At 50.2% G+C, this 19,410-nt stretch carries 11 protein-coding genes; 3 read left to right on the top strand and 8 right to left on the bottom strand.

Features of this window, described 5'->3' with window-relative positions:
- Positions 1–339: 339 nt before the first annotated feature.
- The 7 genes from MMC1_RS18145 to MMC1_RS20705 all read right to left on the bottom strand — a co-directional run bounded on the left by MMC1_RS18145 (position 340) and on the right by MMC1_RS20705 (position 12,946).
- A complete protein-coding gene (locus MMC1_RS18145; RefSeq protein WP_011715079.1) occupies positions 340–1,338 on the bottom strand; it encodes an MDR/zinc-dependent alcohol dehydrogenase-like family protein in 999 nt (332 codons plus the stop codon).
- A gap of 10 nt (positions 1,339–1,348) precedes the next feature.
- The gene (gene dinB / locus MMC1_RS18140; protein ID WP_011715078.1) at positions 1,349–2,422 is read right to left on the bottom strand and encodes a DNA polymerase IV; all 1,074 of its coding nucleotides are present in this window, start codon (positions 2,420–2,422) and stop codon (positions 1,349–1,351) included.
- Between the two features lie 1,055 nt (positions 2,423–3,477).
- Positions 3,478–5,385 (bottom strand): sensor histidine kinase, encoded by a 1,908-nt coding sequence (locus MMC1_RS20710; protein WP_011715077.1) that lies wholly within the window; start codon positions 5,383–5,385, stop codon positions 3,478–3,480.
- 2 nt (positions 5,386–5,387) lie between these two features.
- Positions 5,388–6,239 carry a phosphate/phosphite/phosphonate ABC transporter substrate-binding protein gene (gene phnD, locus MMC1_RS18130; protein ID WP_011715076.1) on the bottom strand — a complete coding sequence of 284 codons (852 nt, stop codon included), beginning with the start codon at positions 6,237–6,239 and terminating at the stop codon, positions 5,388–5,390.
- Positions 6,240–6,718: 479 nt separating this feature from the next.
- Positions 6,719–7,900 carry a SpoIIE family protein phosphatase gene (locus tag MMC1_RS18125; RefSeq protein WP_011715075.1) on the bottom strand — a complete coding sequence of 394 codons (1,182 nt, stop codon included), beginning with the start codon at positions 7,898–7,900 and terminating at the stop codon, positions 6,719–6,721.
- 285 nt (positions 7,901–8,185) lie between these two features.
- Entirely contained in the window at positions 8,186–8,566 is a 381-nt protein-coding gene (locus MMC1_RS18120) for an STAS domain-containing protein (RefSeq protein WP_011715074.1), read from the bottom strand.
- A 474-nt stretch (positions 8,567–9,040) separates the two neighbouring features.
- Positions 9,041–12,946 carry a PAS domain-containing protein gene (locus MMC1_RS20705; protein WP_049757749.1) on the bottom strand — a complete coding sequence of 1,302 codons (3,906 nt, stop codon included), beginning with the start codon at positions 12,944–12,946 and terminating at the stop codon, positions 9,041–9,043.
- Positions 12,947–13,955: 1,009 nt separating this feature from the next.
- Here MMC1_RS20705 and gspG point away from each other — a divergent pair.
- Positions 13,956–14,384, top strand: a complete 429-nt coding sequence (gspG, locus tag MMC1_RS18110; protein ID WP_011715072.1) for a type II secretion system major pseudopilin GspG — start codon at positions 13,956–13,958, stop codon at positions 14,382–14,384.
- Between the two features lie 169 nt (positions 14,385–14,553).
- Positions 14,554–16,518: a diguanylate cyclase domain-containing protein gene (locus MMC1_RS18105; RefSeq protein WP_011715071.1), complete on the top strand. Its 1,965-nt coding sequence runs from the start codon at positions 14,554–14,556 to the stop codon at positions 16,516–16,518.
- Here MMC1_RS18105 and MMC1_RS18100 read toward each other — a convergent pair.
- A complete protein-coding gene (locus MMC1_RS18100) occupies positions 16,503–17,621 on the bottom strand; it encodes an HD-GYP domain-containing protein (protein ID WP_011715070.1) in 1,119 nt (372 codons plus the stop codon). The genes MMC1_RS18105 and MMC1_RS18100 overlap by 16 nt on opposite strands.
- A 597-nt stretch (positions 17,622–18,218) precedes the next feature.
- Here MMC1_RS18100 and MMC1_RS18095 point away from each other — a divergent pair.
- A complete protein-coding gene (locus MMC1_RS18095) occupies positions 18,219–19,151 on the top strand; it encodes a diguanylate cyclase (RefSeq protein WP_011715069.1) in 933 nt (310 codons plus the stop codon).
- Positions 19,152–19,410 lie beyond the last annotated feature (259 nt).

Here is a 19,410-nt window from a genome sequence, read left to right as displayed (position 1 = left end):
GTGGGCACAGTTGGGAAGTGAGGATCAAAACCGCCGAAACTTCTCCACAGTAAGAGGATGCATACGAACAGGAACCAAACAGTAACGCGTCGGACAGTACAACCAACGAAGCCACTTGATCAGTCGACGGTAAAACATGACAGAAAAAGCCTCCTAATGGCTTTTCTTTAAGATAACAAAGTAGCCAAGCGACCACTTACGCAGCGCATGTATAGAGGTTAGACATGAAAATCACACATCAATTGAGTAAAAATACCATGACCAAAATATGGCATTCCCTCATCCTGTGAACTCTACAAGATTTATGCGGTAAAACATTGACGCACCGCTCAAACAAGCCTACCTATGGACAATTTTTAGATCATTTTGAACAAGAATTTTTAATACGCCAGGACGAAAAGCCTGCGCCAAGGCCTGCTCTGCTTGGGTCAATCCAAAACACCCCTCGATCAAAAAATCCGTCTCCACCCTTGCCTGCGCTAACCAAGCTAAAGCCGGTGCAAAATCACCACAGCGTGAACCCATCACCCGCAGCTCTCGGATCACCACATCATTTAGATCCAACCCCGTGACACCATCAAATGTCGATTTAATCATCAATAATCCCGTAGGGCGAACCATAGCTTGGGCCATTCGTAACCCCGCATCACCCCCCCCACACACCACCACCCGATCCATAAGAGGGGCAACCGTTATCTCATCGACCAACACACCCTCAACTCCACAGCGATGCAATGGCTCCCAACGCTGGGGATGCCGGCCCACCAATCGTACAACCGCGCCATGCATGGCCAATACCTGGGCCACCAATAGACCCAATTTGCCATCTCCAATAACCAAAGCCGCTTCACCCGGTGTGACAGGGGCCTGTTGCACAATGCGTCCTGCGGCGGCTAATGGCTCAGTAAACACCGCCTGCTTATCGCGCATGGCATGGGGGAGCTCGTAGAGATTCTCTAGGGGTAAGGTTAAAAATTCTGCCAATGCCCCAGGGCGGTTTAAAATACCCAACACATTACGTTGCTCGCAGTGACTAACCGCACCCCGCAGGCAGCAGCGACAGTGACCGCAATGGCTATTAATGGCACCCACCACCCGTTTACCCATCCAGGTTTGATCTTGGCACTGGATCACCCGTCCAACAAACTCATGGCCAGGAATGCCCGTGAAATTTTTGTAACCCTTGAGCAAATCCCAATCGGTATGACAAAGCCCCACCCACTGCATATGGATGAGCGCTTCATGGGGCGCGGGTTGGGGCAGGGGTAGATCATGGCGCAACTGGGCCTGACCTTGGTTAAACCATATTCCGGTCATGGTGGCGGGCAGGGGGGGCATGGGCTTACTCCTAGAACAGGCTCAGTTGTTGGGGTTGGGTGGTGGCTGTTTGACTGGAGCAAAGATGGCCCATGCTGATACCCAGTAGACGTACACCCCGATCATAGAGGGGTTCGCGTTGCAGTAGGGCGGTGATAATGCGGGCGGCTTCGGCTTGGGTAGAGATAATCTGTTGTGCGGTATGGGCGCGGGTGATTTGTTGAAAATCGGCAAATTTAATTTTTAGGGTCAGGGTTGAGCCGCGCAGTTGAAGTTGATCTAAGCGGTTCCACAGTTCGGCAAGGATGGTATTGAGTGCTTGTTGCATGAGGGGTTTGGCAAAAATATCTTGGTCAAAGGTGTGTTCAGCACCGACGGATTTACGTTCTCGGTTGGGGTTAACGGGGCGGTTATCGATATTGTGGGCCAGCTCGTGATAGAAACCACCGGCTTTACCGAACCATTTAATCAGCGTTATGCGGTCCCATTGGCGCAGGTGTGCGCCGGTTTCGATACCCAATTGCAGCATGCGTTCGGCGGTACGTTGGCCGATACCGTGAAAGCGTTTAACGGGTAGGGTGTCGATAAATTGGGCGGCTTGTTCGGGTCGAATAAGGGTTAGGCCATTGGGTTTATTCATAGCGGAGGCGATTTTTGCCAGCATTTTATTGACGGATATTCCGGCGGAGGCGGTGAGATGGGTCTCTTCCCAGATTGCGGTTTTGATCTGTTGGGCGATTTGGGTTGCGGAATTGAGGTTTAGAAAATTTTCTGTGACGTCCAGGTAGGCTTCATCTAGGGAGAGGGGTTCGATGAGGTTGGTGTAGCGTTGAAAGATGGCATGGATGTGGTGGGATTCATTTTTGTAGGTTTGCATACGGCCTGGTTGGATGATGAGTTGGTCGCACAGGTTTTTCGCGCGTCCCATGGGCATAGCGGAGTGGATACCGAATTGGCGAGCTTCGTAGCTGGCGGCGGCCACTACGGCGCGGGGGCCTAGGCCGCCTACTACCACGGGTTTACCTTGTAGGTGGGGGAAGTCGCGTTGTTCTACGGATGCGAAGAAGGCATCCATATCGATATGGATAATTTTGCGTGGGGCCATGGTGGCACCGATAATGGGGGGTTGGAGGGGGAAGGTGTTCTATGTTGCCTCTCAGGGTTTTGCGCGTTCTTTAGGTTTTGCACTTAATTTCTTAGCTTCTATGATTAAAAAAAGGTTAGAGGGGGGTCTGGGGGGAGAAGTTCTCTGTCTCCTCCCAGGGTTTTGCTTTTGATCTTTTGATTTTTCTTGGCTTTTAGGCTCGCCCTTCGCCAGGGGAGCTAAGCGGCGTCTTTTTGCCGCTTAGCGACCAGCGAGCCAGCCTTTTAATCCCCTATTGGGGGTCCCTTGAGGCTTTTTTCAAGGGACCTCCAATAGGGGATGCCAAATGCCCCAGCGGGGTTTAGGTCCGGGCTGTGGTTGGGGCGCATGATGTGATTTCCCCCATCAGCCATGTGCCCAAGCGGGTTTTTCTCCCCAGCCACTCTGTGCCCAACCGCCCGCCACGCTGGCGCGTGACATCGCTACCCTACGCCCCGTACCGCGCCCCTACAAAACCCGTGCTCTCCTAATCAATCCCTGCACCCTTGCTCCATCGGTACGGGGCTAAAAGATCAAAAGATCTCAGGGCTTCGCCCCGAACCCCACTGGGCGCTGCCCAGACCCGCTGGGCGGGCAAGCAGAGCTTCCCCCCAGACCCCCCAATCCCTTTTAATAATGGGACTCCCTAGGCATAAAGGCATTCAGTCTCAGTCTGAGCGGTGGCTGGGGAATGTAGAGGTTCCTCCCTCGGTGCCCATGTGCCCAACCGCCCGCCACGCTGGCGCGTGACATCGCTACCCTACGCCCCGTACCGCGCCCCTACAAAACCCGTGCTCTCCTAATCAATCCCTGCGCCCTTGCTCCATCGGTACGGGGCTAAAAGATCAAAAGATTTAAAAGTCAAAAGATCTCAGGGCTTCGCCCCGAACCCCACTGGGCGCTGCCCAGACCCGCTGGGCGGGCAAGCAGAGCTTCCCCCCAGACCCCCCAATCCCTTTTAATAATGGGACTCCCTAGGCATAAAGGCATTCAGAATCACTGAACCCCCCCTCTACCATATCGGCCTGTGAAATGCCCTACACCTCCACCGCCAACGGTAACTTTACATAAAAACATGCCCCCTCAGAACTCGACTCCGCCTGAATCTGACCCTCCATGCTGTCCTCAACAATCATCTTCGCCATGTATAAACCAATTCCCGTACCCTGACGCTCCGTCTTGGTCGTAAAAAAAGGATCAAATAAACGATCTAATATCTCATCCGGTATGCCAATTCCATTGTCCCGTATGGCAATCACCGCCATACGCCCCGACTCCGATAAATTAACCTCTACCTTGCCATCCGTTAACCCCAACTCCTGTATCGCATCCTTGGCATTGTTCAAAATAATCATCAATACCTGTACCGTCTCATTAGGATACCCATAAGCCCATAAATCCTCACTGGATGGCTGATAGGTAAGCGCTATCTGATAATGCGAAAATGAGGCCGATACCAACTCCAACGCTTCCCGTACCGTCTGCCCTAACTCAAACCGAACACGCTGCTTGTCTGGACGGAAAAAATTGCGAAAATCATCAATGGTCGTCGACATCTGACGTATCAAACGACGCGCCTTCTCCATCTGCTCATTCATGGTCTTCGCATCTAACTCATTATACGTAAAAGCATCCTCTACATTGGTTAAATTTAACGCCAACGCATTCAACGGCTGACGCCACTGATGCGCAATATTCCCAACCATCTCCCCCATCGCCGCCATGCGACTCTGACGCATCATCACCATGTCCTTGTGACGGTTCTCATTCACCGCATGACGTACCCGCAACTCCAAATCCGTATTCAGACGCTCCACCTCCGCCTGATGCCGCTTAACCGCCTCCTCAGACTCCCGACGATCAATCAACCCCGCTAATGAGTTCGCAACCGCCTCCAAAAACTCCTCCGCCTCCTGATCCGAAACATAACTCGAACCCAATAATAACGTAATCGCCCCAAAGGGACGCCGCCTTAATAAAATCGGTACACAATACGCTCCATGCGGAAATGGCGACGGCAACATGTGCTCCATCGCCTCATTATTACCACCCTCCACATTAATCAACGTCAACTTGCGCGAAACCACCGCCGTATGACACAACGCCCGGTTCGCCGGTATCCGCGTGTATAACATTTTCTGCACATCCGCTAACCCAACCTGCGCACCCAGTACATAGTGCTGACCATCCGGCTCCTGAATAAATAATGCCGCCTGTAACCGGTCCTTCTGCTCAGGAAAGGCCGATAACAACTGCAACGCCAACATCATCTGCTGCTCAGCCGTATTCGACTCCAACAAACTCTGTAATAACGTGTTCACCGCCGATTGATAACGATGCGCACGCCGTAAACGACGCTCCGCCCGCTGCCGCTCCAATACCTCCCACTGCAAACGTTGATTGGCCTCATCCAACCGGCCCGTGCGCTCCTCCAATAAATCAGCCTCTAAGCGGCGCTTGTAGTTCTGGTGCAAAATAAAAGCAAACGCCAGTAATATGATGCTCTCCATGGCGATAAACTGTAAAAATACCACCCGAACCTTGCTATCCATCTGGGCAAGATCCTTCACCATCATCAACTGCGCCTTACCCCGATATGAGTACAAAAATTCACTGTTTAACCGCAAAGGTGACTCAACCTCAAACACACGCTTGTAAATCGCCATCACCGAACCCGAGGCCGAGGTAATGCGTAATAACACCACATCCCCCTTGCTATTGCCCCACTGATCCAAAAATGGCTGAACCTCGTTATAATCCCCCGACTGCAAAGCACCCTGTACCACCGTCTGAATAAGATGCAACTCCGTCTCCGCCTGACGACGAGCCTCCTCGTACAACTGATTGCGCTGCTGCTGCGCCAACCCCAGCCCCGCCATCGTCAATAACAGAGCAAGCACCAACCACACCAGACCGTGACGTAACAATCCAGCATGGACAGCCATAATCAGCGAATCCCCGCTTCAGCCAAATTGTTGATCAATTGGGTCAATGCATCATAATCTTCATTATGCACAGGGACCAACGCCGTCAAATTCGCCTTAATGCCCGTCAATACCGCACGCCCCTGCGGGGATTGATACATATCTAACATTATCTGGCGAACCTGTTGAACCAGCACCTCATCCAGCGTGCTACGTGCCACAAATAGATGTTCAGAAAACGCTGGTGTGGTCGCTAATACCCTCAACCCCCGCGTTTTAAATGTCTGATAAACCTCTTCTTTAATCGCACCTGCATCAAAATCCCCCGCCAAAACCGCCAGCGCAACATTCTGATGACTGCCTAAAAATGCATAACCCGATAACGCCGATACCGTTATACCCTTTTCCCGTAACATCGAGCGAGGCACCAAATGGCTCATGGTCGATTTAGGATCCCCAAAAGCAAAGAGATGCCCCTTCAAATCCTCTAGCTGTTTAATCGGGCTATCCTTGCGTACCACAATGTACCCATGGAAATAGGGAATTCCCTTAATCGCAAAACGCGTAAGTAACGGTTTTTTTCCATACTGCTGAAACATATCTACATAGGCCGCTGGACCCAACAGTGCCAGATCCACTTTATCGTGGGCAATATGGTAAAGATGATCTTGATAGCTTGTTCCTATACGTACGGCGACCGGGCGATGGAGATGCTCGGCTAAATAGTCCGCCAGTGGGGTAAACCGATGCAACAACTCATCCCGGCTAAGATAGGGATGAATCGCCAACAATAATGGCGATAGCCCCTCTTGCGCCCGTGCTACAGGTGTCCATACTGCCAACATCAACAGAATGATGAGCATGTTTCTCAGCATTCCCAATGCTCCGTTTTTTACCCAGTGTATCCATATAAATTGGCCCATATGCAAAAAACCTTTGCGCTTTTGTGTCGGATGGTAAACATCAACATGCGTCTATCCAGACTATAGCAATCTTCTGGAAAAATACATCTCCTCCAGTTGTCAATCATTTCATTAAGAAATTCAAGCTTCGAACCATTTTTACCCCCGGTTTAATCGTCCAAAACCCGTCAAGCCCCCATCCAAGCCAAATCATGGAATCGATAACCGCCTAGCACCGCTAACCACCCCCTGCTCCCTATGGTATGGCCCAAGATCAACAATAAAATGGGTGAAGAGATCAAATCCCTTCACCCACGTAACGCCTTTTGCCAGCCGCATAAAAAAACCGAAACGTTAAGATGATCACAGCCAATGGCAGCTTATTTTAAATCAATAATCTGTCATCGCGTAGAATCAATAGGCTCTAAAGCAAATGAGGCTCCATGCCCCCCTCAACAGGTGATTTCGATAAGGGTCACGTCATCCCCAAATGTGGCACTTCCATGAAAAGCCTCTAACTGATCAGTGATCGCGGTCAAAGGGGTCTCCCTATGGGTTGCCGTATTTAAGAGTAGAGCGTCGGTAGCCTCTTGCCCAAAAAATTCCAATTGGGGATCTCTGCATTCGACGATGCCATCGGAATAGGCATAAATTTGATCTCCAGCTTGAACGGAGACGGTATGCAGTGTTGGTGAAAAGTCGCCTGCTCGCAAAACACCCAACGGTATATTGCACGACTGCCCGCGCTTGAAAATCTTCCCTTGACGCACCATTAAAATATCGGGGGTTCCCGCATTCCAATACTCTAAATGGTCTCGACTGCTGTTTAAACTGATCCAGCAACAGGCCAAAAAAATACCGGTGGGTAGCTTAGCATTCAACTGGCTGTTCAGTTCACTCAAAATTACCGCAGGGGCCATGCCCTTGTTGGTCATACTGTAAAAAATGTCTGAAACCAACGGGCCGATAATCGCAGCAGGTAGTCCATGGCCAGTTGCATCCCCCATCATCACATGTTGGGCACCGTCTGGACGGATGGCCGATAAAATAATATCACCTGAGGTTGCCTCAACAGGATTAAACAGAGTCCGCAAGTTATGCCTGTTAATCGGAGCTGATTGACGCATACGAGAGACGATTTCTTCAACCAAACGGCGCTCAAAAGATAAACGCTCACGAACCTCTGTCACTTCTGAATAAGCTTGTGAAAGCGCATCTCGGGCCTGTACAACCTCTTGGTGAACCCGGCGCGATTTAATCTGCCGACGTATACGCTGCATCAACACCTTCCAATGAATCGGCTTTGGAACATACTCCTCCGCCCCCACTTGAAAGGCACGGTCCACAGATTCAGAATTCTCCAAGCTGGTGATCATCATGACCGGACAACGTGAACCTGTTTCCGTATGCGTGATGAGAAAACAAGCCTCAAAACCATCCATGCCCGGCAACTGGGCATCCATCAATACCAAATCAATGGTGTTGTTGTTGTATAGATCAACCGCCTCTTCGCCATTTTCAGCACAAATGACTTTATAACCCTGCTGTTGCAGTTTACGCTGCATGATAATGCGTTGGTCAGGGTCATCCTCCACCAACAATAAAGTGGCAGGAATTAGTGAGATTTCGGACATGAGATACCTGTTTTTGTGCGCTCGATAACGGAACCGACCAAACAACGGAACATGAACTAGCCATGACAACTCAGCAGTGTAAATCATTCAAGTAAAATTATCAAAGTAAAGGTTGGTTATAAATTTTAACGATATATTGGAAAGAGTATAAATATTAAGAAATATATAATACATATATTATATTATGTCTCACCCTAAAAAGCACGTCAGGACGTCATTGGCGTGGTGGAATGGAAAGGATCATGCACAGATTTTTGACGAGGAGTACCAAGGCGGGCAGGGTGCTTAATACAATCCAGCGCTTTGTAGCAGGGGCATGGCCAATGTTTCGGGATCATGAACAATGGGTTGTTCGTGCATAACTAAGGTAAAAAGCTGATCAAACCGGGATATCGCCAGTACCTTCTGTACATGACCCGGTATGATGTGCAGCTCAACACGCGCGGTGTCGCTGCAAAACCGTTGACGGAGTAAAAGCAGCATACCCAACCCTGCACTGTCGATATAACTGGTCTCAGTAAGATCGACTAAATAAAGTGGTACCTGCGCGAGCGGTTCAATGGCACGCAAAAATTCATTGTGGCAGGAAACCTCAAATCGTTGAGGGGGTTTTATGAAAGTGCCGTTGTTTTGTTGAACAATCTGGATGGGTCTCCGATTCTGCATCACACCAACTCCCTACTCAAACTGCAACCGGTCAATATGCTATCTTCCTCCCATTTACCAGTGTAATTAAATCAATGCCGTAACTCAAGTGATATCCCTATGACGGCAAGAGGGATGCTGTCGTTATGTCCAATATATGAGTAAGAAAAGTGTTAGAATGACGCGCGCTAGGTTCTTGGGTGTAGGCCAGCAACATCTAAAGAAACGCTCGGTTTTACCCGCTTGGATGAAAAAATAAATTGAGGGTGAAACAGCAAAGGGGGCGTAAGCTCCCCCTTTTCTGAAGGTAAGGATCACCTAACCGCTTAGAAATTGAGTCGCAGCTGCGCATGCACACTCCATAGCACCTACTGCTGGCTCTCGCCAATGTGCAAAAAACCAGCGCAGGGATAGCGCTTGCTGTGGGTAGTGTGTGCACGATTATTCCGTCCGTAATCGGTCATGGGATTGCTGTCTGCCCTAGGATAACCACACCTAAACAGGGCTGTTTTCATCGGTCTCTAGCTGTGCGGCGAAATGATTAACCACCCTTAGCAGATCCTTTTTACGAATGGGTTTGGTCAGGTGTTCGTTACAGCCGGCAGCGAGGCTTTTTTCAACGTCTGCACTCAGCGCATGGGCCGTCAAAGCCAAAATGGGCGTGGGAGACAAACCCTGCTGTTGCTCGTGGGCGCGGATCTCTGCTGTGGCACGATAGCCATCCATAATCGGCATTTGAATATCCATAAAAATGAGATGATAGCGTTTTTCTATGGCCATTTTGACCGCTTGAGCACCATCCACGGCTTCATCGAGCTTATGCTGGCTTTGTTTTAAATAGGTGCGAACGAGGATGCGGTTATCTTCTGAATCGTCGACCAATAGAATGGTCAATGCAGGCAAAGCCGCCGTGATGGGTTCTTTGGTCACGACGTCGCTGGGTAAAAGGTGATCGGCTATGGGGGCTGGGATAGCACAGTAAAAACGGCTGCCTTGACCCAACGTACTCTGGGTTTCGATGGTACCCCCCATAAGCTCCATCAAATTTTTGCAAATGGCCAACCCTAAGCCACTTCCGCCAAAGCGCCGCGCTACACCGCTATCGGCCTGGGTAAACTTATCAAAGATTCTCAATAGAGAATCCGAGCCAATACCCACACCACTATCAACCACCGCATACCAAAACTGCTGGTTTGCATAACCCGCCTGGACTTCAACCGATCCTTTTTCGGTAAACTTAATGGCGTTACCCAGGAGATTGACCAAAATTTGACGCAAACGAGCGCGATCCCCCATCAGAGCGTGGGGAATGTGACCAGTCATGCTGCTGGTAAGGGTTAACCCTTTTAGTTTGGCCTGCATTTGGAAAATCGCGATGGTATCCTCAATCAATAATATTGGATTAAAGACCGCATGTTCCAACTCCAATTGCCCCGCTTCAATCTTCGATAGATCCAAAATATCATTGATCAGATCCAGCAGGGTGGTGCCCGCCTTTTGAATAAGTTGAATATGTTTTTGCGCTTGAGGATTGGGCAAACTTTCCAGCAAAATATCACTCATCCCGACCACCACGTTCATAGGGGTACGAATCTCATGGCTCATGGTGGCTAAAAATTCACTCTTGGCTCGGTTGGCCCGTTCGGCTTGTTCCATGGCTTGACGGCTCGCCTCCTGAGCCTGTTTCAGTACCGTAATATCGTTGGCAACCAGCAGTCGGACATAGTGCCCATCGGTCCAGGGAATCAAACGTATACGGATGGTGTACCATTCACCACTCTCTTTATTGTGGTACTCCCAATGGTGTCCGTGATGGGGGATCGAAGCGCCGCCCTGGATACAACTCTGACAGCCGCCCTCTTTACACCCTAAGTGAAAGGTTTTCCAACACGGTTGGCCAACCGTCTCACCAAACCGCAAACGGGCCGCATGGTTGGTAAAAAGGACCATGTTGCTCTCAATGTTGGTCACAAAGAGATAGGATTCTAAGGAGCCCAAAACCGTCTCAAAGCGACGGTTTGATTCCTCCAAGGCTTTCTGGGCACGGGTCTGTTCGGTTACATCCAAAATCGCACCGACAATACCAGCGTGTTGACCCTGCTCCCCTGGAACCACAGCCTTGTAAAAGACCACATGATGCGGATTGTCGCTTTGGGGCTGTATGGTAGCCTGATATTGCTGCACCCTATCGGGATGGTCGAGCAAATTATGGTCAGCTATATCATAGATTTTTGCCATCTCTAGTGGTGAGGTCTCATAAACGGTACGCCCAATGAGCGTTTCTAGGGGTTGGTTAAGCAATTTGCTAAAGGCTTCATTGGCGATCTGGTAACGCAGCTGGCGATCCTTGTAAAATACCGGTATGGGAATGGTATTTAACAGGGTTTGTTGAAAAGTAAGCTGATGTTGCAGCTGATGTTGAATAATTTTATGCGGCGTTAAATCCTGCAATGTGATCAATATCTGTGGGTGCTCTTGATCATGGCTCTGGCGATGTTGGCCACGCAAGTGGAGATACCGTTTAATGCCATCAAAACCCAATAGGTGCAGCTCACGCTCGATAACGTGGTGACGTGTATCGCGTAACTCACCCAGACGTTGGAGTAACCCCTTTCGCGCATGGCGGGATAGACCATGTAATAAGGTGCGCAGGGATAGACTGCGTTGTCCAGGTTGCAAACCCAACATGGGGTAGACCTGTGCTGACCACTGCATGAAACCAGAGGCAGGTTTCCAGACAATGCCGCCTAACTGGGCCACCTTTTGAACCTGGTCCAGGATATCTTGGCTCTCTTGCAGCGCATGGCGCATAGATAGCTGCTCAGAAATATCCACACCCATACCGCTCAAATAAAGCTTACCCTCAATCTCGATACGGTTAATCTGAAAAGCGAAGGGGATCTGTTGCCTACCCATGGTTTGCAGGTAGCTTTCTTGTGTGGCTAATCCTTCAGTAAGCACTTTTTCCATGGCTTCGATAAAGGCATTGCGGCTGGTGGGTGCCACAAAATCCAAGATCGAGCGTCCCGCAAAGCTCTGCTCGTCTAAGCCGGTCATTTTCGCTAAATTGCTGTTCCAGCGGACGAGGCAACCATCCGCATCCAAAAGGATAAATAGCCCGCTAAGGGCGTCAATAATGGCGTTGGAAGTATCGCTCTCTTGTTTTAGCTGCTCCTGCATGGACATATATTCTGTAATGTCCCGAGAGGATTCAATAATCGCCCACAATGCCCCGTTTTGATCGAAGAGGGGTGACGCTTGTAAGGAGACAAAGCGCGCCAAGCCATCCCGGTTTATATGGCGGTGTACCGTTCTGAAAGGCTGTTGCGTCCGTACAACCTGTTCCAACGGGCACGGATGGTCATGGCCTTCACAAGGGGTATTGCGTTGGTGGGTCATCAAATGGCAATAGCAGTTTGCCTGTTTGGTGGCTAACTCAGGGTTATAGCTGCGAGCCGCTTCGTTCATGAGCACAATGCGATAGTCGGTGCGGATCACCATAAGGGGTTCACTGACGCCATCAATAATCTGCTGCAATTGGGAGCGATCCCGCTCCAGACGATCATTGGCTTGACGAAGGGCATCGGTACGGTCCTGAACGCGGGTCTCCAACTGTTGCTCATGGGCCTTGATGGTCTCTACGTAACGGTTATGACGCCGCCAGACCAAACCTAATATCAAGCTCATCAGCAGCCAGATGCCCGCATGGCTTGCCACCAATTTTTGCGTCACGTCGACCTGAGCGGCGTCCAACGGTTTGGCCGAAACGGTGATGCTAATACCCCCGCGAATATCCCCCAGTTGATAGCCTTGAGTGGCATGGCATTTTAGACAGGATTGTTCCACATAGAGCGGTGCCATATACCGGTAGAGTGCCGAATCACCATGGCCGAGCCGTTCAAGCCGTTCGGAGGGGTTGGTCTCAAACCGTTTGAGTGCCTCCGCTTCCCAGTTGTCTGGGCGGTTGGCGGGACGGAGTGGTTTAAGGCTGGTGATGTGAAACAGCATGCCTGAGTGCCGCGCCAGTTCGGCAATTTGACGGGTCATATAGGCCGGATTGATCAGGGTGAGTGCCACCCCATCCGTGCTGGTTAGATCGCGTTGGGGGAGGTTTTTTAAAAAGGGGTTGGGCTGGGTTTCTGCGGTCACACGGGCATAAACACCACCATGTTGGGCGTTCCACTGGCGGGTGAATTGGATCAACTGAAAGGTGTGGCGATTACGCTCAAGCAGTTGTTGTTGTTGATGGGCGGTTTGTACGGATAGGTTCCACAGCAACGAGCTTAAAACCAGTAGGCTCCAGAGCGACATAAGCAACGCCGAGCAGAGCCACCCCTTCTGGCACATATCTAAGGAAAAGGGTCGTGCTTCAGGCTTTAAATCGGATTGCGCAAAAGCCATATAATTTTCCTACGTGAGTGGTATGTCCAAACCCTGCACAACCAACCAAAGTGTGCTGTTTTGAGTTAAATCGTCATCAAATGGCTCCAGATTACAGCGCGCTTATCTCGCAAGCCCAATCTACGTGTCGGCCAGTATGCCATAGACGCACAAAGATGTAACCTCACATAACCATGGGCCCAAAATATAAGGCGACCCTTAAAAAATCAGACCCATGGATCATCTCCATTAGGGGCAGGCGTATGATGCGAAAGGTCTTTGGGAGGCGGTTGGCCGAACTAGAGCGTGCACGCGCATAAAAAAAGGGAACAATCGCGAAGATTGTTCCCTACAGTCCGGTTTGGGTTACGTCCGCATCGCACGTTTTGTAAGCCCTTGATTGGCATTATCGCCGGATTAAATGTATTAGTCAAACAAAAAAATACCACGCCATAGGCAATAAAAAGTACTAGTTATGATTTTTATGGGTATTATGTTGAGCTAAAATTCTAACCATATGGGAAATAGAGATTAAAATTATTAGTGATAACAGAAAGATGGGACTATTAAGGGTTCTAAAGAAAAAAACAGGGTTGTCATCGTATGGATCTTTAAATTTTAATAAAGATTAATGGTGGTCTAAAATGACCGTATGGGGTTAAGATAGTCAGTGTATGTTAATACCATGGCATAGAAAATCCGTCAAGTATCTGAAACGTGTGGGTAATATTGGTCTTAGACGGCCTTTTCTAGTGCATCCACCGTTGTGGTTCGAACAGGCTGCACGGGTGCGGTGCGGTAAAGCTCACAGGGTTTGCACCCTTGGGATTGTCGCCCTAAGCGGGTAGGCTGCAAGATTGCTCCATGGTAAGTACCATAAACTCTGTATGGTCGATTATAATCAAACCTATGGTTGTAAGAACATGCGGCCTAAGTGGATCAACCCGACAGCTACGCTGTGTGGTAACCTGTGCGACGCTGCCTCGCAACCCATGGCGACCGACACTCACCATAGATACCGGATCTGCATATGAAACCGCCACTTCCTCACACCAAACGCTGGCGTATCATTATGGTCGAACTGCTGGTGGTTCTATCGCTGGGTGGTTTTATCTGGTTTTTCTTCGGCGGGCAATTGATAGAGCAGCTACGTGGGGGTCAGACTGAGGTTGCCCAAAACCGCATGAAAATTCTGGAAGAAGCTTTACTCCAGTATGGCCGAGATGTGGGTGACTACCCCAGCCAAAATGAAGGTCTGGATGCCTTAATCGAATCCCCACGGGGCGCGCCACAATGGCAGGGTCCCTATACATCACCCCCTGCACTCTTAGATCCATGGAACCGCTCCTTTTATTACGTCTATCCGGGTCACCACGGTGTGTTTGATCTCTACTCCTTGGGACGAGACAATAAAAAAGGTGGCGTATTGGTCAACCGTGATGTGCAAAATTGGCCGTAATGGCGCCCCCCTATTTTTTACAAGCGTGTCAACCACGCTTGGCCCGTTTGATCGGACCTGCCATGCTGTTGGTAGGGTGTGCATGTTCACACTTGGGCAACGTCGGTTAAACCTGCTACACTCACGGTTGTGTAGTTTCCGACAATAAGCGTGCTTGAAGGAGAAGCCCGTGTTCTTGTTCAAGGGTTCTTTCCTACGTCTGTTCAAGCAGAACAGTGCTGTTAGAAATTTGTTGCTGTTCTGTGTGGTCAGTTTTACCGCCATCCCATTATTAGAACGATTTTGGGTCTTCCCCCAATTTGTTCAGAGTGTGGTTGAGGATATTGAGCATGAGGCGCAATACTTAGGCAACCTCTTGGCCCAGCCGTTGGTCAAATCCCCCTTGGGTATCCACAAAAATCAGCTGCCGCACTCCTTTTTGGAGCAGCTTACATACTTTAAAAAAGAGTCGCGTTTAGAAAAGGTGAAAGTGTTCAATGCCCAAGGTGTTGTGGTCTATTCGAGCGATCCTCAAGATTTAGATCAGGTTAACAAAAACGACTACTTTGCCACTCAGGTTGCCAAGGGAAAAATCTTTACCAAGTTGGTGCGTCGTAGCTTTCCCAGTATGGAAGGGCGGCAGCTTAGTAAAGATGTGGTAGAGACCTATGTGCCAATCATGAAATCAGAACGATTTTTTGGGGCGTTTGAACTCTATTATGATGTTTCCTGGCGATTAAAGCAGTTGGAACAGGTGGTACGCAGCAGCTCCCTTATCATGCTCGCGGTGATGGCAAGCTTAGCTTTATTGTTGATCGTTCTGCTGTTGCGGGCCACCGGTCAGCTAAGTCGAGACCAGCAACAACTCGCCCTGCTTACGGCCCGTGAAAATTTGTTTACCACAATTGTGACAGCGATACATGATGCCGTGGTGGTGGTTAACCATCGGGGGGAGATTGTTTTTTGGAACCCATCGGCGAGCCGAATTTTTGGCTATAGCGAGAGCGAGGTGTTGGGTCAGCAGGTGCATCAACTATTGGCACCACCGCGCTTTCGTGAGCAGGCTGAGCAGGGCTTTGCCCAGTACCAAAAAAGCGGTAAAGGCCGGATGGTGGTAGGCCGCACGGTGGAGTTGTTGGGTATGGGTAAGGGGGGGCATGAGGTCCCTATAGAGATCTCCGCCAACCATTTTTCCCAGAATGCACAAAATTGGGTGGTGGCCGTTATTCGTGATATCTCTTTGCGCAAGCAGATTGAGCACACGTTGCAGCTAAGTTCAAGCATCATGGAAAATTCCAATGAGGGCATCTTGGTTATAGATGCCAAGGGTAAAATTGAAATGGCCAACCCGGCCATGTACCAGCTTACCGGGTATGCCATCGAGGAATTATTGGGGCAGTCTACCACCCTTTTTAATTCTGGTCGAAATGATGCTATGTTTTTCAAACAGATGTGGCAAGCCTTGCGCAAGGGGGGGAACTGGAGCGGGCAAATATGGAGTCGCCATAAAAGTGGGGAGATCCTTCCGCAGTGGTTAAGTATCAGCGGTATTGAGAACCAACAAGGAGAACGCATCAGCTATGTTGCCATCTTGACAAATATGGGTCAGCAAATGGCGGCGCAAGATGAGATGCAACAACTAAGTTTTTATGATGTCTTGTGCGCGTTGCCTAACCAGGTATTGTTTAAGGAGCAGTTGCTACAAGGCTTGCGTGAAGCCAGTCGACGGGCGGGTGAGTTGGCGGTGTTAATGTTGGATCTGGATCGCTTTAAACAAGTCAATGACAGCTATGGTGTGGAGATTGGGGATCGACTCTTACAAGAGGTCGCCAAACGGCTACGCACATTATTGCGCAGTGAGGATACCGTCGCGAGGATGGGGGGCGATGAATTTGCGATTGTGCTGCGGCAGTTGTCCGAAGCGCCGGAGGATGTGGCGCTGGTGGCACAAAAAATTATTGACGCTTTGAGCATGCCCATTGCCATCAATCCCCAGTGGTGTCAAATAGGGGTTAGTATAGGCATCAGCATCTATCCCAAACATGGCGAGCAGGCTGAAGAGCTGCTCACCAAGGCGAACCAAGCCATGCAGATGGCGAAACAGAGCGGACGCAACCATTACCGCTTTGCCTCCGTCGATCAAGCCAAGCCATAGCCGGTTTTATTAGGTACGAAAAGATGGGCTGCCGGTAAAAAGGCCAAGGGATCAATACGGGTTGCGGCCGGGGATTCGGTACCGACAATGCGTAATTTTTCGTCGTCACGGTGACGGGCCAAATCCAACCGCTGCGGGGTCATGATGAGGTTGTTTTCGCCTTTGGCGACCAACTTAATGGTCGGGTGTAACAGGTCACGGGGATTGTTGCGCATCACCACCCCAAGATGGCCATCGGCCAGACGCACCAAGCTACCAACGGGATAGATGCCCACCACGCGGATAAAAAGCTCCACCATTTTAACATCCAAGGTGCCTCGTTCGCGTCCCTCTTGCACCAACTCCCGCAGCACCTGCTTACCCGTTTTGGCACGACGATAGCTACGTTTGGAGGTCATGGCATCAAAACAGTCACAGATGGCGGCTATGCGCCCATAGGGACTAATTTGGTCGCCCTTCAAGCCTGAGGGATAGCCACTGCCATCCAGCCGCTCATGGTGTTCCGCAACGAGGCGCATAATCTCTGGTGGCAAAGCCTCCATACGAGAGAGGCTGTCCAGCGTTAATCTGACATGATCCTTGATAAAACGAAGATCGTTTAAATCCAAGGGGGTGGTTTTATTGATCAGGGATTGAGGAAGGCGCACTTTGCCGACATCGTGCAGCAGTCCGCCCTTGCCTAAGAGGATCACCTGTTGATCGGGCAGCTCCAGTCCACGCCCCAACGCCATCATGTAGACAGAGACGTTAATGGTGTGGTCAAACCCTTCGCCATCAAAGGTACGCAGCAGTGAGAGGCTTAATAGGGCCTCGGGATCGGTGGCCAGCGAGACATTGAGTTTAGCGATTGAGAGGTCCAAGGGCTCTGTTGAGACGGGCTCACCGGCTTGTACATCAGCCAGCAGCAGAGCCATTTCGCGCTCCGTGGCGGCCATGAGCTCAAAGGCTTGCACGGTTTCATTGCACCAAGCTTCTTCAGATTGCTCACTGATTGGGGTTAATCGGGATCCCTCGGAGAGTTCAGCCAGTTGATCCAAGAGCTGTTTTTCCACATCGCCACTAATGGATTGGTAAGTGCGGTGGGGTGTGTGAGGATCAGACATAGAGCTTACCCGAGTCAAACAGACCATTGATGGTGAGTAGAGAGCGTAAATGAACCGATTCGGTCATCATAAGGGTTAGCCCGGATATTTCATGAATCCTCGACGCTCTCGCTTGATCTTTAAAATCCAAATTTCTACGCGATCATCGAAGGGATTTATGAAATATCCGGATTAGGTGGCCGCCCTAAAACAGTCGATCTGAGCATTGATGACCAACGGTTACAGAATGCTATAGATCAGGCGTAAAGTCTAGGTGATCTACATCTCCCAAAAACCTCTACGAGGGACGAGCCGAGAGAGATAAACCGACCATGAGCGGGTCCAAGGTTACCATAAAACAACCTACCTGGGGTTTGGGAAATCTGGACATAAACAAATAAATACGCCTAATATGAAAATATTGCGATTTGGCAACCGTTAGCGGACAGCGTGCTGCGGTGTACGAGGCGTGAACCTAACCCCATGTGGCCCCATGTGGCGTAGCACGGCCGGGACGGCACTAAGCCAACGACCCAGGCAGCATTTTATTGGAACGACGATAGGTCTGGGCCTATCATAACATCCTGCGCCCCATCCACATAAGCAGTGGAGAGTACCTTGAATCACGGTAAACGCCCTTCGGGCGAAGGAGAGCGGCCAACTATTATGATTGTGGATGATGAGAAGATCAACATTGATGTTCTCACTTCACTCTTAAAGGCCGACTATCGCATCATTGCTGCAAAAACTGGTGCCCAAGCGCAGAATCGGTTACAGAAGGGCTTATTGCCGGATCTGATTCTGCTGGATATTAGCATGCCCGAACTGGATGGCTATGAGGTGTGTCGTCAGTTAAAGGAAGATCCTCGCTCCCGCGATGTGCCGGTTATCTTTATCACCAGCAGACATGGGGATGACGATGAGGTACAGGGGTTTGAGGTCGGTGCGGTGGATTATATCCGCAAGCCTTTTCATCCACTGGTGGTGCGTTCCCGTATCAAGACCCATATTGATCTAAAACGCCATGGTGACATGCTTAAGCAACTGGCCATTATGGATGGTCTAACCGGTATTGCCAACCGTCGCCGTTTTGATCAATTTGTGGATTATGAGTGGTCCCGTTCGCTGCGTTATCAGCACAATTTTTCATTAATCATGCTCGACATCGACTATTTTAAACGGTTTAACGACTGCTATGGGCACGCTCAAGGGGATCAATGCCTCAAACAGGTAGCGTACGCTATCTCTCAAGCCATGCCCAGACCTATGGATCTGGCAGCCCGTTATGGGGGTGAAGAGTTTGCCTGTGTGTTGCCTGAAACCAGCCGCGAGGGGGCTGTGACCGTTGCCAATCGGGTGCTGCAAGGGGTGCAGGAGTTGCGGATCGCCCATGCTCACTCCAACGTGGCCAACCATGTCACGGTGAGTGTCGGTATCGCCTCTATGGTGCCCCGTAGCGAAGATATACCCACGACACTCTTGGCCCGCGCGGATCAAGCCCTCTATCACGCCAAAAATAGCGGGCGTAACCAATTGCACTATCTGGAATAGTAGATCTGCTTATGCAGACACCATAGATTCCTCAAAGGGGTCTTGAGATAGAGACCGATCCGCCAACCGCCCGGCCAATGGCAGGCACTTGGAGCGGCCTTGCTTGGATAGGATGGTTAAGCCTCCCCTCATTTATTTATCCCACCCTACTGGATCGTGCGATACCAGATCCATTTACCGTGAAAATGGCGATTCAAATTGCCGGGCATGGATGGCGACCAACCCTCTTATCAATTTGGCAACATTTGGGTTTCTGTAG

It is taken from the genome of Magnetococcus marinus MC-1 (genome assembly GCF_000014865.1).
GTDB classification, from domain to species: Bacteria; Pseudomonadota; Magnetococcia; order Magnetococcales; family Magnetococcaceae; genus Magnetococcus; species Magnetococcus marinus.
This window is presented reverse-complemented; position numbering and strand designations above follow the sequence as displayed.

What these genes read in the sequence shown, in the direction of transcription:
- MMC1_RS18145 (WP_011715079.1), bottom strand. Translation starts at nt 1,338, where the DNA reads ATGCCCCCCCTGCCCGCCACCATGACCGGAATATGGTTTAACCAAGGT.
- dinB (WP_011715078.1), bottom strand. Translation starts at nt 2,422, where the DNA reads ATGGCCCCACGCAAAATTATCCATATCGATATGGATGCCTTCTTCGCA.
- MMC1_RS20710 (WP_011715077.1), bottom strand. Translation starts at nt 5,385, where the DNA reads ATGGCTGTCCATGCTGGATTGTTACGTCACGGTCTGGTGTGGTTGGTG.
- phnD (WP_011715076.1), bottom strand. Translation starts at nt 6,239, where the DNA reads ATGCTGAGAAACATGCTCATCATTCTGTTGATGTTGGCAGTATGGACA.
- MMC1_RS18125 (WP_011715075.1), bottom strand. Translation starts at nt 7,900, where the DNA reads ATGTCCGAAATCTCACTAATTCCTGCCACTTTATTGTTGGTGGAGGAT.
- MMC1_RS18120 (WP_011715074.1), bottom strand. Translation starts at nt 8,566, where the DNA reads ATGCAGAATCGGAGACCCATCCAGATTGTTCAACAAAACAACGGCACT.
- MMC1_RS20705 (WP_049757749.1), bottom strand. Translation starts at nt 12,946, where the DNA reads ATGGCTTTTGCGCAATCCGATTTAAAGCCTGAAGCACGACCCTTTTCC.
- gspG (WP_011715072.1), top strand. Translation starts at nt 13,956, where the DNA reads ATGAAACCGCCACTTCCTCACACCAAACGCTGGCGTATCATTATGGTC.
- MMC1_RS18100 (WP_011715070.1), bottom strand. Translation starts at nt 17,621, where the DNA reads ATGTCTGATCCTCACACACCCCACCGCACTTACCAATCCATTAGTGGC.